Raw genomic sequence first — 15,271 nt, forward strand, 5'->3', positions numbered from 1 at the left:
ACACTGAACGCACCTTCCAAGAAGGCCACCCTTGCGGTGGCCTTTTTCATCGCCGGCAAGCCGACTCCCACAGGCATGGCGGTGTCCTTGAAACAGCGCAGGACAGGTGGGAGCCGGCTTGCCGGCGATAGGCCGCAACGCACCTACATCTGCAGAAACGCCGCCACCCGCTGCGCCGCCGCCTGCAGATGCTGCTCGTGGGTGAACCCCGACGCCTTCAACGGCTTGAGGTCATGATCCCCTGCCGTCAGCCAGCAGATCTGGATCGAAGGCGAAAGCACATAACCCTCCACCGCCCCCCGGTTACCCAGGGCATCACGCTCCCCCTGGACGATCAAGGTACGCGTACGCAGCCCCGCCAGATGCTCGACCCGAGGCTTGTCAGGCTTGCCCACCGCATAGAACGGATACCCCAGGCACACCAGCGCGTCGGCGCCCAGCTCATCGGCCAGAAGGCTCGCCATCCGCCCACCCATGGACTTGCCGCCGATCGCCAGCGGCCCCGTGACCAATGGCCGCACCTGGGCATACACCTGACGCCAGCAATCGAGCAACACCGGCTGCGGATTGGGCGGTCGCTTGCCACCCCCCACGCGGCGCTGCGCCATGTAGGGAAATTCGAAGCGCACAACCCCTACCCCTTGCTCCGCGAGGCTTTGCGCCATGCCCTCCATGAAACCGCTGTCCATCGGCGCGCCTGCGCCGTGGGCCAGGATCAGGCAGCCTTTGTAACCCTCCCTGTCCCCCACCCTAGGTGGATCGCAGCGCAAGCCTGAGACATTTCCCACCTGCGCCCATTGATCCCCGTCAATACCGGCAATGTGCCCATTACTCATGCTTCGCCTCGCTATCTAGCCTGCCTATAACCGTGGATGGGAACCCATACATGAACACAACCAGCAGTACCGCCTATAACTACAAGGTGGTCCGCCAATTCGCCATCATGACGGTGGTGTGGGGAATCGTCGGGATGGGGCTCGGCGTATTCATCGCCGCACAGCTCGTCTGGCCCGCCCTGAACCTCGACCTCCCGTGGACCAGCTTCGGCCGCCTGCGACCACTGCACACCAATGCGGTGATCTTCGCCTTCGGCGGCTGCGCCTTGTTCGCCACCTCCTATTATTCGGTGCAACGCACCTGTCAGACCACCCTGTTCGCGCCGCGCCTGGCGGCGTTCACGTTCTGGGGCTGGCAACTGGTGATCCTGCTGGCAGCCATTACCCTGCCACTGGGCTACACCAGCTCCAAGGAGTACGCCGAACTGGAATGGCCGATCGACATTCTGATCACCATCGTCTGGGTCGCCTACGCCGTGGTGTTCTTCGGCACGCTGATCAAGCGCAACACCAAGCACATCTACGTCGGCAACTGGTTCTACGGTGGCTTCATCCTCACCGTGGCGATGTTGCACATCGTCAACAACCTGGAGATGCCGGTCAGCCTGACCAAGTCCTACTCGCTGTACGCCGGCGCCACCGACGCGATGGTGCAATGGTGGTACGGCCACAACGCCGTGGGCTTCTTCCTGACCGCAGGCTTCCTGGGCATGATGTATTACTACGTGCCCAAGCAGGCCGAGCGCCCGGTGTATTCCTATCGCCTGTCGATCGTGCACTTCTGGGCGCTGATCACCCTGTACATCTGGGCCGGCCCGCACCATTTGCACTACACCGCGCTGCCTGACTGGGCGCAATCGCTGGGCATGATCATGTCGCTGATCCTGCTGGCCCCGAGCTGGGGCGGCATGATCAACGGCATGATGACCCTCTCCGGGGCCTGGCACAAACTGCGCAGCGACCCGATCCTGCGTTTCCTGGTGGTGTCGCTGGCCTTCTACGGCATGTCCACCTTCGAAGGCCCGATGATGGCCATCAAGACCGTCAACGCCCTCTCCCACTACACCGACTGGACCATCGGCCACGTCCATGCCGGCGCCCTCGGCTGGGTGGCGATGATCTCCATCGGCGCGCTGTACCACACCATCCCGAAAGTGTTCGGCAAGGAGCGCATGTACAGCATCGGCCTGATCAACGCGCACTTCTGGCTGGCCACCATCGGCACCGTGCTGTACATCGCCTCGATGTGGGTCAACGGCATCGCCCAGGGCCTGATGTGGCGCGCGGTCAACCCCGACGGCACGCTCACCTATTCCTTCGTGGAGACCCTGGTGGCCAGCCACCCAGGCTTCATCGTCCGCTTCGTCGGCGGCGCGATTTTCCTCACCGGCATGCTGCTGATGGCCTGGAACACCTGGCGCACCGTGCGCGCACCAGCCACCGCCGCCGCCCCTGCGAACGCCCAGCTGGCCTGAGGAGAGAAGCCTGATGAAACACGAAGTCATCGAGAAAAACGTAGGCCTGCTGGCATTGCTGATGGTATTTGCCGTCAGCATCGGCGGCCTGACCCAGATCGTCCCGCTGTTCTTCCAGGACGTGACCAACAAGCCGGTCGAAGGCATGAAGCCCTATACCGCCCTGCAGCTCGAAGGCCGCGACATCTACATCCGCGAAGGTTGCGTAGGCTGCCACTCGCAGATGATCCGCCCGTTCCGCGCCGAGACCGAGCGCTACGGCCATTACTCGGTCGCTGGCGAAAGCGTCTGGGACCACCCGTTCCTGTGGGGCTCCAAGCGCACCGGGCCAGACCTGGCCCGCGTCGGTGGCCGCTACTCCGACGACTGGCACCGTGCGCACCTGTACAACCCGCGCAACGTCGTGCCCGAGTCGAAGATGCCGTCCTACCCGTGGCTGGTGGCGCAGAAGGTCGACAACAGCCATACCGACACCAAGATGCGCACCCTGCGCACCCTGGGCGTGCCCTACACCGACGAGGACATCGCCGGCGCCCGCGACGCGGTCAAGGGCAAGACCGAGATGGACGCCCTGGTGGCCTACCTGCAGGTGCTGGGCACCTCGATCAAGAACAAGAGGTAAGCGATGGAACTGTCATTGGATATCGGCATGATCCGCGGCCTGGGCACCCTGATGGTGATGATCGCCTTCATCGGCCTGAGCCTGTGGGTATTCAACCGTCGCCGCGACCGCGACTTCGCCGAAGCGCGCCTGCTGCCCTTCGTCGATGACCGCCTGCCCCCGGCCGGGCAGGAACCTGCCACAAGGAGTAACCGGTAATGACCACCTTCTGGAGTACGTACATCAGCGTACTGACCCTCGGCAGCCTCATCGGCCTGACCTGGCTGCTGCTCGGCACCCGCAAGGGCCAGAGCAGGAACACCACCGACCAGACCATGGGCCACAGCTTCGATGGCATCGAGGAATACGACAACCCACTGCCCAAGTGGTGGTTCTGGCTGTTCGTCGGCACCCTGGTGTTCGCGGTCGGCTACTTGATCCTCTACCCGGGCCTTGGCAACTGGAAAGGCGTTCTGCCGGGCTATGAGAATGGCTGGACCCAGGTCAACGAATGGCAGAAGGAGATGGACAAGGCCGACGCCAAGTTCGGGCCAATCTTCGCCAAGTATGCCGCCATGCCCGTGGAAGAAGTGGCCAAGGACCCGCAAGCCCTGAAGATGGGCGGCCGCCTGTTCGCCTCGAACTGCTCGGTGTGCCATGGCTCCGACGCCAAGGGCGCCTATGGCTTCCCCAACCTGACCGACAAGGACTGGCGTTGGGGTGGCGAGCCGGAGACCATCAAGGCCTCGATCATGGACGGGCGTCACGGCGTGATGCCGGGCTGGGCCGAGGTGATCGGCGAGCAGGGCGTAGCCGACGTGGCCGCCTTCGTGCTGACCAACCTGGACGGGCGCAGCCTGCCGGAAGGCGCCAAGGCCGACCCGGCCAAGGGCCAGGAGATCTTCGCCGCCAACTGCGTGGCCTGCCACGGGCCTGAGGGCAAAGGCACCCCGGCCATGGGCGCACCGAACCTGACCCACCCGCAGGCGTTCATCTACGGTTCGAGCTTCGCCCAGCTGCAGCAGACCATCCGCTACGGTCGCCAGGGCCAGATGCCGGCCCAGCGCGAGATCCAGGGCAACGACAAGGTCCACTTGCTCGCCGCCTATGTGTATAGCCTGTCGCAGGATGTCGGGTCCGAAACCGTGTCCGCCAAGTAACACCCTTCGCGGGTAGACTCGCCCCCACAAGGATCACCGCTGTCCCTGTGGAGCGCGTTTACCCGCGAAAATCCCGCCGAAGTGCCAGGACGAACCGCATCCGTCAAGGGCCTCAGCACTGCCCTCCCCGCCTCATCCCTCCTTGCACCCCCTCTGAACGGAACTAAGCTTGTTGCCACAGCAGCCTCGCTTATCGCGAGACGCTCTGGCACGGCGTGGGGCCTGACGCCGTGCAACGTCTTCGACCTCGATCACCCGCGGCCCTGGAAGCCCGTCCCGCATTCAAGGACCGCGTAGAAAAAAGCTTGACCGATCGATCAGAAAAAGGCGAAAAACGGTACACATTACAAACATTTATTTGTGTACAATCATCCAGCCCCTAAACCGCGGGACGGTGGTGGAAAGGGCCTGGACACGGGTCGGCGCGAGTATCCTTGCGTTGCCATAACCCTGGTGGTTATCGATACTGGCGCCGATTTTCGACCAACAAGAACACCCTAAACCGTGGAACCTTAGAATGAGCACTGTAATCAGTCCGACTGCTTATAACTATAAGGTCGTCCGCCAGTTCGCCATCATGACGGTGGTCTGGGGGATCCTTGGCATGGGGCTCGGCGTCTTCATCGCCTCGCAACTGGTATGGCCCCAGCTGAACCTGGACCTGCCATGGACGAGCTTCGGCCGCCTTCGCCCGCTGCACACCAACCTGGTGATCTTCGCCTTCGGAGGTTGCGCGCTGTTCGCCACTTCCTACTACGTCGTGCAGCGCACCTGCCAGACCCGGCTGATCTCCGACAGCATGGCCGCCTTCACCTTCTGGGGTTGGCAGGCAGTGATCGTCGGCGCCCTGATCACCCTGCCGATGGGCTACACCACCACCAAGGAATACGCCGAGCTCGAGTGGCCGCTGGCGATTCTCCTGGCCATCGTCTGGGTCACCTACGGCCTGGTGTTCTTCGGCACCATCGTCAAGCGCAAGACCAAGCACATCTACGTCGGCAACTGGTTCTACGGTGGCTTCATCGTGGTCACGGCGATGCTGCACATCGTCAACCACATGTCCCTGCCGGTCAGCCTGTTCAAGTCGTACTCGGCCTACTCCGGCGCCACCGACGCAATGATCCAGTGGTGGTACGGGCACAACGCCGTGGGCTTCTTCCTGACCACCGGCTTCCTGGGGATGATGTACTACTTCGTGCCCAAGCAGGCCGAACGCCCGATCTACTCCTATCGCCTGTCGATCGTGCACTTCTGGGCGCTGATCACCCTGTACATCTGGGCAGGCCCGCACCACCTGCACTACACCGCGCTGCCTGACTGGGCACAGTCGCTGGGCATGGTGATGTCGATCATCCTGCTGGCCCCGAGCTGGGGCGGCATGATCAACGGCATGATGACCCTCTCCGGCGCCTGGCACAAACTGCGCACCGACCCGATCCTGCGTTTCCTGGTGGTGTCGCTGGCCTTCTACGGCATGTCCACCTTCGAAGGCCCGATGATGGCCATCAAGACGGTCAACTCGCTGTCGCACTACACCGACTGGACCATCGGCCACGTCCACGCCGGCGCCCTCGGCTGGGTGGCGATGATTTCCATCGGCTCGGTCTACCACATGATTCCCAAGCTCTACGGCCGCCAGCAGATGCACAGCGTCGGCCTGATCAACGCGCACTTCTGGCTGGCGACCATCGGCACCGTGCTGTACATCGCCTCGATGTGGGTCAACGGCATCACCCAGGGCCTGATGTGGCGCGCCATCAACGACGACGGCACCCTCACCTATTCCTTCGTCGAAGCCCTCCAGGCCAGCCACCCGGGTTACATCGTCCGCGCCCTGGGCGGTGCGTTCTTCGCCTCCGGCATGCTGCTGATGGCCTACAACGTCTACCGCACCGTCCGCGCCTCGAAGCCGGCCGAAGCTGAGGAAGCCGCCAAGATCGTCGTCGTGGGAGCTCACTGATGAAACACGAAGCAGTCGAGAAGAATATCGGCCTGCTGGCCTTCTTCATGGTCATCGCCGTCAGCATCGGCGGCCTGACCCAGATCGTCCCGCTGTTCTTCCAGGACGTGACCAACAAGCCGGTCGAGGGCATGAAGCCCCGAACCGCGCTGGAGCTCGAAGGCCGCGACATCTACATCCGCGAAGGCTGCGTGGGCTGCCACTCGCAGATGATCCGCCCGTTCCGCGCCGAGACCGAGCGTTACGGCCATTACTCGGTCGCTGGCGAGAGCGTCTGGGACCACCCGTTCCTGTGGGGCTCCAAGCGTACCGGGCCTGACCTGGCTCGCGTCGGTGGCCGCTACTCCGACGACTGGCACCGCGCACACCTGTACAACCCGCGCAACGTGGTGCCCGAGTCGAAGATGCCGTCCTACCCGTGGCTGGTAGAGAACAAGCTCGACGGCAAGGATACGCCGAAGAAGATGGAAGTCCTGCGCACCCTGGGCGTGCCCTACACCGACGAGGACATCGCCGGCGCCCGCGACGCGGTCAAGGGCAAGACCGAGATGGACGCCATCGTGGCGTACCTGCAAGGCCTTGGCACCATCATCAAGAGCAAGCGGTGACACTGATGGATATCGGGATGATTCGCGGCCTGGGCACCGTCGTGGTGATGGTGGCCTTCGTTGGCCTGGCGCTGTGGGTGTTCAACCCACGGCGCAAGAAGGAGTTCGACGAGGCGACCCGGTTGCCGTTCGCCGATGACCCCGAGGCCAGCCAGCACGTCGAGCAAGCGCAAGCGAAAGCTTCTAGGAGCAACGAACAATGACAACCTTCTGGAGTCTGTACGTCACCGTCCTGACCCTGGGCACCATCTTCTCTCTGACCTGGCTGTTGCTTTCCACCCGCAAGGGCCAGCGCGAGGAAGCGACCGACGAGACCGTCGGCCATGCCTTCGACGGTATCGAGGAATACGACAACCCGCTGCCCAAGTGGTGGTTCTGGCTGTTCGTCGGCACCATTGTGTTCGCCCTGGGCTACCTGGTGCTGTACCCGGGCCTGGGTAACTGGAAAGGCATCCTGCCCGGCTACCAGTACCTGGATAACGAGAAGAAGACCGAGTTCAGCAACGGCCAGCCGGGCTGGACCGGCGTGCACGAGTGGGAAAAGGAAATGGCCAAGGCCGACGCCCGCTTCGGACCGATCTTCGCCAAGTTCGCCGCCATGCCCATCGAGGAAGTGGCCAAGGACCCGCAAGCACTGAAGATGGGCGGCCGCCTGTTCGCCTCCAACTGCTCGGTGTGCCACGGCTCTGACGCCAAGGGCGCCTATGGCTTCCCCAACCTGACCGACAACGATTGGCGTTGGGGCGGCGAGCCGGAGACCATCAAGGCCACTATCATGAATGGTCGCCATGGCGTGATGCCGGCCTGGGCCGAAGTGCTCGGCGAGCAGGGCGTGGCCGACGTGGCCGCCTTCGTGCTGACCAACCTGGACGGGCGCAGCCTGCCGGAAGGCGCCAAGGCCGACCCGGCCAATGGCCAGAAGCTCTTCGCCGCCAACTGCGTGGCCTGCCACGGGCCTGAAGGCAAAGGCACCCCGGCCATGGGCGCGCCGAACCTGACCCACCCACAGGCGTTCATCTACGGCTCGAGCTTCGCCCAGCTGCAACAGACCATCCGCTACGGTCGCCAGGGCCAGATGCCGGCCCAGGCGCAGATGCAGGGCAACGACAAGGTCCACCTGCTGGCGGCCTATGTCTACAGCCTCTCGCATCAAGAACAGGAAACGGCCAAGGCCGAGTGAGTGTGTGACCCAGGCCCCGCCAGTGACCCTGCCGGGGCCTTTTTCTTGAGCAGGGGTTCCGGCGCTATCGCCGGCAAGCCCCCACCTGTCCCACGCTGTTTTCAGAGACACCGCCATACCTGTGGGAGCCGGCTTGCCGGCGATGAAGCCAGACAATTCAACCCTTGATGACCTGGATCAATTGACAGCTGCCACTACACGATCCAATCCATAAACCCAATGCGACTAAAGGTCGCGGCGCGCTCCCTGCCTGCCAGCACAGGCGTATCATGGGCCGCAGAGCGCTAGCAGAATGCGTAGGACTGCGGCCGGCAGGTACTGGCCGCGGCATTTCTCCACTGCCGTGGGACACGATGATGAGCAAGCAAATTCCGGTACATGATGTCACCCCGCCCGCCAAGAAAGGCCAGGAATCCCTCGACCTCTATGCCTCCCGGGAAAAGATCTACACCCGTGCCTTCACCGGCGTGTTCCGCAGGCTGCGGATGGTCGGCGGAGCCATCCTGTTCCTGCTCTACTTCGGCACCGTGTGGCTGAACTGGGGCGACCACCAGGCCGTGTGGTGGAACCTGCCCGAGCGCAAGTTCTACATCTTCGGCGCTACCATCTGGCCCCAGGACTTCATCCTGCTCTCGGGCCTGCTGATCGTCGCCGCCTTCGGCCTGTTCTTCATCACCGTGTTCGCCGGACGCGTGTGGTGCGGCTATACCTGCCCGCAAAGCGTCTGGACCTGGATCTTCATGTGGTGCGAGAAAGTCACCGAGGGCGACCGCAACCAACGCATGAAGCTGGACAAGGCGCCGATGAGCGGCAACAAGCTGTTGCGCAAGACCGCCAAGCACAGCCTGTGGCTGCTGATCGGCTTCGTCACCGGCATGACCTTCGTGGGCTATTTCTCGCCGATCCGCGAACTGGTCGGCGAATTCTTCACCGGCCAGGCCGATGGCTGGGCCTATTTCTGGGTCGGTTTCTTCACCCTCGCCACCTATGGCAATGCTGGCTGGTTGCGTGAACAGGTGTGCGTGCATATGTGCCCCTACGCGCGCTTCCAGAGCGTGATGTTCGACAAGGACACCCTGATCGTTTCCTACGACCCGCGCCGCGGCGAAACCCGCGGGCCACGCAAGAAGGACATGGACTACAAGGCCAAGGGCCTGGGCGACTGCATCGACTGCACCATGTGCGTACAGGTCTGCCCGACCGGCATCGACATCCGCGACGGCCTGCAGATCGAATGCATCGGCTGCGCGGCGTGCATCGACGCCTGCGACAACATCATGGAGAAGATGAACTACCCCAAGGGCCTGATCAGCTATACCACCGAACACAACCTGTCGGGGCAGAAGACCCACATGCTGCGTCCGCGTCTGATCGGCTATGCCCTGGTGCTGCTGGTGATGATCGGCCTGCTGGTCACCGCATTCGCCACCCGCTCGCTGGTGGGCTTCGATGTCAGCAAGGACCGCGTGCTGTATCGCGAGAACGCCCAGGGGCGGATCGAAAACGTGTACAGCCTCAAGGTCATGAACAAGGACCAGCGCGACCACGTGTACGTGCTCGACGCCGCCGGCCTGCCCGGCCTGCAGCTCGAAGGCCACCGCGAGGTGCGTGTCGCCGCCGGCGATATCGTCAGCCTGCCGGTGCAATTGTCGGTCGCGCCCGAGCAATTGCCTTCGACCACCAACGAAATCACCTTCATCCTCAGGGACGCCGACGACAGCGCCACCCAGGTTGAAGCCAAGAGCCGCTTCATCGGCCCGCAAATCCGCTGAGAGAGAACGACATGCCTGCCGCAACCGCCGCCAGCCCCTGGTACAAGCACCTCTGGCCCTGGATCATCATCGGCATCCTGACCACTTCGGTGTGCCTGAGCCTGGCCATGGTCAGCATTGCCGTACGCAACCCCGACAACCTGGTGAACGACAACTACTACGAGGCTGGCAAGGGCATCAACCGCTCCCTGGACCGCGAGTTGCTGGCCCAGACCCTCAACCTCAAGGCGAGCGTACACTTGGACGAGCTGACCGGCGAAGTCCAGGTACGCCTGAGCGGCGACAGCGACCCACAGACGCTGGAACTGAACCTGATCTCGCCGACCCAGCCGGAACGCGACCGCAAGGTACAACTGACCCGTACCGAACCTGGCCGTTATGTCGGCCAGCTGGAAGACAAGGTAGAAGGCCGACGCTTCGTGGAACTGCTGGGCAGCCAGGACGGCCGCGTGTGGCGGCTGTTCGAGGAGGAGAAGGTCGCCCATGGGGTGAACCTGGAACTGGGCGATGAAGCCCTGCAAGGTGCCGAGCACCAAGAATGACCTGGGCGCGTTGCGCCCCTTTCGCGGCACAAGGCCGCTCCTACAAGGCTTGGTGCTCCTGTAGGAGCGGGCTTGCCCCGCGACGGGCGGCATAGCCGCCCCAGCAATCCAATGGCATAAGACATCATCACAATGACCTCCCCTACCCCCTGCTACCACTGCGCCCTGCCCGTCCCCGCCGGCAGCCGCTTCACCGCCGTGGTCCTCGGTGAACCGCGGTCGTTCTGCTGCCCAGGCTGCCAGGCCGTGGCCGAGTCGATCGTGGCCGGTGGCCTGGAAAGCTACTACCAGCACCGCAGCGACACTAGCGCCAACCCAGAAGCCTTGCCGCGCCAGTTGCAGGACGAGCTGGCACTCTACGACCGCGCCGATGTGCAGCAGGGCTTCGTCCGCCAGCAGGGCGAGCTTCGCGAAACCACGCTGATGATCGAAGGCATCAGCTGCGCCGCCTGTGGCTGGCTGATCGAGAAACACCTGCGCAACCTGCCGGGCGTGGCCGAGGCGCGCCTGAACCTGTCCAATCATCGCCTGCTGGTGGCCTGGGACGACCGCCGGGTACCCCTCTCGCACCTGCTGGCCGAGCTGCGCCAGATCGGCTACGCCGCCCACCCCTACCAGCCCGACCAGGCCGCCGAGCAACTGGCCCGGGAGAACCGCAGCGCCCTGCGTCGCCTCGGCGTGGCGGGCCTGCTGTGGTTCCAGGCGATGATGGCGACCATGGCCACCTGGCCCGAGTTCAACATCGACCTGAGCCCCGAGCTTCATACCATCCTGCGCTGGGTCGCGCTGTTCCTGACCACACCCATCGTCTTCTATAGCTGCGCACCGTTCTTCAAGGGCGCCGCCCGCGACCTGCGCACCCGCCACCTGACCATGGACGTCTCGGTGTCGCTGGCCATCGGCCTGGCCTACGGCGCCGGGATCTGGACAGCCATGACCGGCAGCGGCGAGCTGTACTTCGACACGGTCGGCATGTTCGCCCTGTTCCTGCTCACCGGCCGCTACCTGGAACGCCGTGCCCGGGAGCGCACCGCCGCCGCCACCGCCCAGTTGGTCAACCTGCTGCCGGCTTCGTGCCTGCGCCTGGATGCCGCCGGCCACAGCGAGCGCATTCTGCTGGCGGAACTGCGCCAAGGTGATCGGGTGCAGGTGCTGCCCGGCGCGGTGATCCCGGCCGATGGCCGCATCGTCGATGGCCGCTCCAGCATCGACGAGTCGCTGCTGACCGGCGAATACCTGCCCTTGGCGCGCCAGGCTGGCGACCGGGTCACCGGCGGCACGCTGAACGTCGAAAGCACCCTGACCGTGGCAGTCGAGGCACTGGGCCAGGACTCACGCCTCTCGGCCATCGTCCGCCTGCTCGAACGGGCCCAGTCGGAAAAACCCCGGCTGGCCGAGATCGCCGACCGGGCCTCCCAGTGGTTCCTGTTGTTCACGCTGGTGGCCAGTGTCGCCATTGGCCTGCTGTGGTGGCAGATCGACGCGCCACGTGCGTTCTGGATCGTCCTGGCCATGCTGGTGGCAACCTGCCCGTGTGCGCTGTCCCTGGCCACGCCCACCGCCCTCACCGCAGCCACCGGCACCCTGCACCGGCTAGGCCTGCTGGTAACACGCGGTCATGTGCTCGAGGGCCTGAACCAGATCGACACGGTGATCTTCGACAAGACCGGCACATTGACCGAAGGCCGCCTGGCCCTGCGCAGCATCCACCCGCTGGGCGCCTTGCCCGCCGACCGTTGCTTGGCCCTGGCCGCCGCGCTCGAAAACCGCTCGGAACACCCAATCGCACGCGCCTTCGGTCGTGCCGCCACAGCCGCCGAAGATGTCCAGACGGTGCCTGGGCTGGGCCTTGAGGGGCAGTTCGAAGGCGAGCGCCTGCGCATCGGCCAGGCCACGTTCGTCTGCGCCTTAAGCGGCGCGCCCGTGCCGAGCGTGCCGCAACCGCGTGGCCAATGGCTGTTGCTGGGCGATAGCCAGGGCCCCCTGGCCTGGTTCGGCCTCGATGACCGCCTGCGCGAGGACGCCCCTGCCCTGCTGGCTGCCTGCAAAGCCCGAGGGTGGAAGACACTGCTGCTGTCCGGCGACAGTTCGCCGATGGTCACCGAGGTGGCGACGCAACTGGGCATCGAGCAGGCTATCGGCGGCCTACGCCCGGACGACAAGCTGGACCGCCTCAAGGCCTTGCAGGCCGAAGGCCGCAAGGTGCTGATGCTGGGTGATGGTGTCAACGACGTGCCAGTGCTGGCCGCCGCCGACATCAGCATCGCCATGGGCTCGGCCACGGACCTGGCCAAGACCTGCGCCGACGCGGTGCTGTTGTCCAACCGCCTCGAGGCACTGGTACAGGCCTTCGACCTGGCCCGTCGTACCCGCCGCAATATCCTCGAGAACCTGCTCTGGGCAACCTTGTATAATGGCCTCATGTTGCCGTTCGCCGCCCTGGGCTGGATCACGCCGGTCTGGGCGGCCATCGGCATGTCGGTCAGCTCGCTGATCGTGGTCCTCAACGCCCTGCGTCTGACCCGCCTGCCCAGCGCAACGGGCCTGCCCGCACACGAGCCCTCGACACCCGGAAGGAAACCGCTATGCCCGCCCTCTACGTCATGATCCCAGCGGCCCTGCTGATCGTAGGCGTGGCCGTGTACATCTTCTTCTGGGCAGTGGACAGTGGCCAGTACGACGACCTTGACAGCCCGGCCCACAGCATCCTGTTCGATGACCAGGACCCGCGCCACCAGGCTGCCGTGAAACCTGACCAGGCCCCCGCCGAAGAAGACAAGGATTCCAAACCACGTGCCTGACCTGCTCCCGCTCCTCGGCTCGGCGCTGGTCCTGGGCCTGCTTGGCGGCGGCCACTGCCTGGGCATGTGCGGCGGCCTGATGGGCGCCCTGACCCTCGCCATCCCGCCCGAGCAACATGGCCGACGCCTGCGCCTGCTGCTGGCCTACAACCTGGGGCGCATCCTCAGCTACGCCACTGCCGGCCTGGTCCTGGGCCTTGCCGGCGTGGCACTGGCCAGCAGCCCATTGGCCCAAGGGCTGCGTGTGGTAGCCGCGCTGTTGCTCATCGCCATGGGGCTGTACCTGGCCGGCTGGTGGAGCGGCCTGACTCGTATCGAGGCGCTTGGCCGCGGCCTGTGGCGGCATGTGCAACCGCTTGCGACGCGCTTGCTGCCGGTATCGAGCCTGCCCCGTGCCCTGTTGCTTGGCGCCCTGTGGGGCTGGCTGCCGTGCGGCCTGGTCTACAGCACGCTGCTGTGGGCGGCCAGCCAGGGCAATGCGGCCCACAGTGCCTTGCTGATGCTGGCGTTCGGGCTGGGGACCTGGCCTGTGCTGGTGGCCACAGGCCTTGCCGCCGAGCGTGTCGGCGCCGTGCTGCGCAAGCGTGGCGTGCGCATGGCGGGCGGGTTGCTGGTGATCCTGTTCGGCCTGTGGACGCTGCCAGGGCCGCATCAGCATTGGTTGATGGGGCATTGATCAGGGTCGCCGTACCAGTGGGAGCCGGCTTGCCGGCGATCGGGCCGCGCAGCGGCCCGGATGCATCATCCGAAGCCCGTTGATGCAAATCAAGACGGCGTTTTCACCGGCCCCCTAGACTCCGGACTCTGCTGCTCTATCCGGGGACCACCATGCTCGACGACCTACGCTGGGACTCCGACCTGATCCGCCGCTACGATCTGGCCGGGCCACGCTACACCTCATACCCGACCGCCGTGCAACTGCATGGCGAAGTGGGCTCGTTCGACCTGCTCCACGCCCTGCGCGAGAGCCGCCGTGCAGTTCGCCCATTGTCGCTGTACGTGCACGTGCCGTTCTGCGCCAACATCTGCTACTACTGCGCCTGTAACAAGGTCATCACCAAGGACCGCGCCCGCGCCCAGCCCTACCTGCAACGGCTGGAGCAGGAAATCCAGCTTGTCGCCTGCCACCTGGCACCCAACCAACGCGTCGAGCAACTGCATTTCGGCGGCGGCACCCCCACCTTCCTCAGCCATGTGGAGCTGCGCCACCTGATGGCGACCCTGCGCCAGCATTTCCACCTGCTGGACGACGACTCCGGCGACTACGGCATCGAGATCGACCCACGCGAGGCCGACTGGTCGACCATGGGCCTGCTGCGCGAACTGGGCTTCAACCGCGTCAGCCTGGGCGTGCAGGACCTGGACCCGGCCGTCCAGCGGGCGATCAACCGCCTGCAAAGCCTGGAGCAGACCCGCACGCTGGTGGAGGCTGCACGCACCCTGCAGTTCCGTTCGGTCAACCTCGACCTGATCTACGGCCTGCCCCGGCAGACGCCGGACGGCTTCGCCCGTACCGTCGAGGAAGTGATCCGTCTGCAACCGGACCGCCTCTCGGTGTTCAACTACGCCCACCTGCCCGAGCGCTTCATGCCCCAGCGGCGCATCGACAGCAATGAGCTGCCGGCGCCTGGTGCCAAGCTGGAGATGCTGCAACGCACCATCGAGCAGCTGACCGCCGCCGGCTACCGCTACATCGGCATGGACCACTTCGCCCTGCCCGATGACGAACTGGCCATCGCCCAGGAGGAAGGCACCTTGCAACGCAACTTCCAGGGCTACACCACCCACGGCCATTGCGACCTGATCGGCCTGGGCGTATCGGCCATCAGTCAGATCGGCGACCTCTACTGCCAGAACAGCAATGACCTGGCCAGGTACCAGGAAACCCTCTCCACCGCCCAGCTGGCGACCCAGCGCGGCCTGCTGTGCACCCCGGACGACCGCGTGCGGCGCGCCGTGATCCAGCAGTTGATCTGCCACTTCGAGTTGGATTTCGAGACCATCGAACAGGCCTTCACCATCGATTTCCGCGGCTACTTCAACGAGCAGTGGCCAGAGCTTCAAGCCATGCAGCGAGACGGCCTGATCAGCCTGGACACCCGAGGCATCCGCGTACTCCCTGCCGGGCGCCTGCTGGTACGTTCGGTATGCATGGTGTTCGATGCCTACCTGGCCATGCACAACCGCCAACGTTTTTCACGGGTGATCTGATACGAGTCGATCGACCGCATGGACAGACCTCCTTGCCAAGGACACTATGGGCAATTGACAGGCCTGGGTAGCCCTACGCCACGGCCTGGCCAGCGCGCACCAAAAATAGCGCATGCTGGCCTACA

At 64.7% G+C, this 15,271-nt stretch carries 15 protein-coding genes; 14 read left to right on the forward strand and 1 reads right to left on the reverse strand.

Features of this window, described 5'->3' with window-relative positions; all coding sequences use genetic code 11:
* Positions 1-143: 143 nt before the first annotated feature.
* The gene (locus ACNFCI_RS06465) at positions 144-836 is read right to left on the reverse strand and encodes an alpha/beta family hydrolase (RefSeq protein ID WP_368829638.1); all 693 of its coding nucleotides are present in this window, start codon (positions 834-836) and stop codon (positions 144-146) included.
* A gap of 50 nt (positions 837-886) precedes the next feature.
* Between ACNFCI_RS06465 and ccoN (ACNFCI_RS06470) the strand changes: the two genes are divergently transcribed.
* The 14 genes from ccoN (ACNFCI_RS06470) to hemN all read left to right on the forward strand — a co-directional run bounded on the left by ccoN (ACNFCI_RS06470) (position 887) and on the right by hemN (position 15,146).
* Complete coding sequence (gene ccoN / locus ACNFCI_RS06470; RefSeq protein WP_368829639.1) at positions 887-2,311, forward strand: cytochrome-c oxidase, cbb3-type subunit I; 1,425 nt, start codon at positions 887-889, stop codon at positions 2,309-2,311.
* Between the two features lie 13 nt (positions 2,312-2,324).
* Positions 2,325-2,933, forward strand: coding sequence for a cytochrome-c oxidase, cbb3-type subunit II (gene ccoO, locus ACNFCI_RS06475; RefSeq protein WP_084854656.1), 609 nt, complete (start codon positions 2,325-2,327; stop codon positions 2,931-2,933).
* A gap of 9 nt (positions 2,934-2,942) precedes the next feature.
* Positions 2,943-3,131, forward strand: a complete 189-nt coding sequence (locus tag ACNFCI_RS06480) for a cbb3-type cytochrome oxidase subunit 3 (RefSeq protein WP_084854742.1) — start codon at positions 2,943-2,945, stop codon at positions 3,129-3,131.
* A complete protein-coding gene (gene ccoP / locus ACNFCI_RS06485; protein ID WP_368829640.1) occupies positions 3,131-4,072 on the forward strand; it encodes a cytochrome-c oxidase, cbb3-type subunit III in 942 nt (313 codons plus the stop codon). Before ACNFCI_RS06480 ends, ccoP (ACNFCI_RS06485) begins: the two co-directional genes overlap by 1 nt.
* Positions 4,073-4,589: 517 nt before the next feature.
* Positions 4,590-6,032 (forward strand): cytochrome-c oxidase, cbb3-type subunit I, encoded by a 1,443-nt coding sequence (gene ccoN / locus ACNFCI_RS06490; RefSeq protein WP_084854654.1) that lies wholly within the window; start codon positions 4,590-4,592, stop codon positions 6,030-6,032.
* Positions 6,032-6,640, forward strand: coding sequence for a cytochrome-c oxidase, cbb3-type subunit II (gene ccoO, locus ACNFCI_RS06495; RefSeq protein WP_084854653.1), 609 nt, complete (start codon positions 6,032-6,034; stop codon positions 6,638-6,640). Before ccoN (ACNFCI_RS06490) ends, ccoO (ACNFCI_RS06495) begins: the two co-directional genes overlap by 1 nt.
* 5 nt (positions 6,641-6,645) lie before the next feature.
* Entirely contained in the window at positions 6,646-6,843 is a 198-nt protein-coding gene (locus ACNFCI_RS06500) for a cbb3-type cytochrome oxidase subunit 3 (protein ID WP_084854741.1), read from the forward strand.
* The gene (ccoP, locus tag ACNFCI_RS06505; RefSeq protein WP_084854652.1) at positions 6,840-7,820 is read left to right on the forward strand and encodes a cytochrome-c oxidase, cbb3-type subunit III; all 981 of its coding nucleotides are present in this window, start codon (positions 6,840-6,842) and stop codon (positions 7,818-7,820) included. Before ACNFCI_RS06500 ends, ccoP (ACNFCI_RS06505) begins: the two co-directional genes overlap by 4 nt.
* A gap of 356 nt (positions 7,821-8,176) precedes the next feature.
* Complete coding sequence (gene ccoG, locus ACNFCI_RS06510; RefSeq protein ID WP_324812204.1) at positions 8,177-9,592, forward strand: cytochrome c oxidase accessory protein CcoG; 1,416 nt, start codon at positions 8,177-8,179, stop codon at positions 9,590-9,592.
* 11 nt (positions 9,593-9,603) lie between these two features.
* Positions 9,604-10,134: a FixH family protein gene (locus ACNFCI_RS06515; protein WP_324812201.1), complete on the forward strand. Its 531-nt coding sequence runs from the start codon at positions 9,604-9,606 to the stop codon at positions 10,132-10,134.
* A gap of 132 nt (positions 10,135-10,266) precedes the next feature.
* Positions 10,267-12,741, forward strand: coding sequence for a heavy metal translocating P-type ATPase (locus tag ACNFCI_RS06520; protein WP_368829641.1), 2,475 nt, complete (start codon positions 10,267-10,269; stop codon positions 12,739-12,741).
* Positions 12,720-12,935: a cbb3-type cytochrome oxidase assembly protein CcoS gene (gene ccoS / locus ACNFCI_RS06525; RefSeq protein WP_084854648.1), complete on the forward strand. Its 216-nt coding sequence runs from the start codon at positions 12,720-12,722 to the stop codon at positions 12,933-12,935. The genes ACNFCI_RS06520 and ccoS overlap by 22 nt, the downstream gene beginning before the upstream one ends.
* The gene (locus ACNFCI_RS06530; RefSeq protein ID WP_368829642.1) at positions 12,928-13,611 is read left to right on the forward strand and encodes a sulfite exporter TauE/SafE family protein; all 684 of its coding nucleotides are present in this window, start codon (positions 12,928-12,930) and stop codon (positions 13,609-13,611) included. The genes ccoS and ACNFCI_RS06530 overlap by 8 nt, the downstream gene beginning before the upstream one ends.
* Before the next feature lie 152 nt (positions 13,612-13,763).
* A complete protein-coding gene (gene hemN, locus ACNFCI_RS06535; protein ID WP_368829643.1) occupies positions 13,764-15,146 on the forward strand; it encodes an oxygen-independent coproporphyrinogen III oxidase in 1,383 nt (460 codons plus the stop codon).
* Positions 15,147-15,271 lie beyond the last annotated feature (125 nt).

Origin of the sequence: Pseudomonas sp. NY15356 (genome assembly GCF_048068175.1) — a bacterium.
GTDB classification, from domain to species: Bacteria; Pseudomonadota; Gammaproteobacteria; order Pseudomonadales; family Pseudomonadaceae; genus Aquipseudomonas; species Aquipseudomonas putida_K.

Bases quoted from the DNA above. Each gene is read 5' to 3' on its own strand.
- ACNFCI_RS06465 (WP_368829638.1), bottom strand. From the start codon at position 836: ATGAGTAATGGGCACATTGCCGGTATTGACGGGGATCAATGGGCGCAG.
- ccoN (WP_368829639.1), top strand. From the start codon at position 887: ATGAACACAACCAGCAGTACCGCCTATAACTACAAGGTGGTCCGCCAA.
- ccoO (WP_084854656.1), top strand. From the start codon at position 2,325: ATGAAACACGAAGTCATCGAGAAAAACGTAGGCCTGCTGGCATTGCTG.
- ccoP (WP_368829640.1), top strand. From the start codon at position 3,131: ATGACCACCTTCTGGAGTACGTACATCAGCGTACTGACCCTCGGCAGC.
- ccoN (WP_084854654.1), top strand. From the start codon at position 4,590: ATGAGCACTGTAATCAGTCCGACTGCTTATAACTATAAGGTCGTCCGC.
- ccoO (WP_084854653.1), top strand. From the start codon at position 6,032: ATGAAACACGAAGCAGTCGAGAAGAATATCGGCCTGCTGGCCTTCTTC.
- ACNFCI_RS06500 (WP_084854741.1), top strand. From the start codon at position 6,646: ATGGATATCGGGATGATTCGCGGCCTGGGCACCGTCGTGGTGATGGTG.
- ccoP (WP_084854652.1), top strand. From the start codon at position 6,840: ATGACAACCTTCTGGAGTCTGTACGTCACCGTCCTGACCCTGGGCACC.
- ccoG (WP_324812204.1), top strand. From the start codon at position 8,177: ATGAGCAAGCAAATTCCGGTACATGATGTCACCCCGCCCGCCAAGAAA.
- ACNFCI_RS06515 (WP_324812201.1), top strand. From the start codon at position 9,604: ATGCCTGCCGCAACCGCCGCCAGCCCCTGGTACAAGCACCTCTGGCCC.
- ACNFCI_RS06520 (WP_368829641.1), top strand. From the start codon at position 10,267: ATGACCTCCCCTACCCCCTGCTACCACTGCGCCCTGCCCGTCCCCGCC.
- ccoS (WP_084854648.1), top strand. From the start codon at position 12,720: ATGCCCGCCCTCTACGTCATGATCCCAGCGGCCCTGCTGATCGTAGGC.
- hemN (WP_368829643.1), top strand. From the start codon at position 13,764: ATGCTCGACGACCTACGCTGGGACTCCGACCTGATCCGCCGCTACGAT.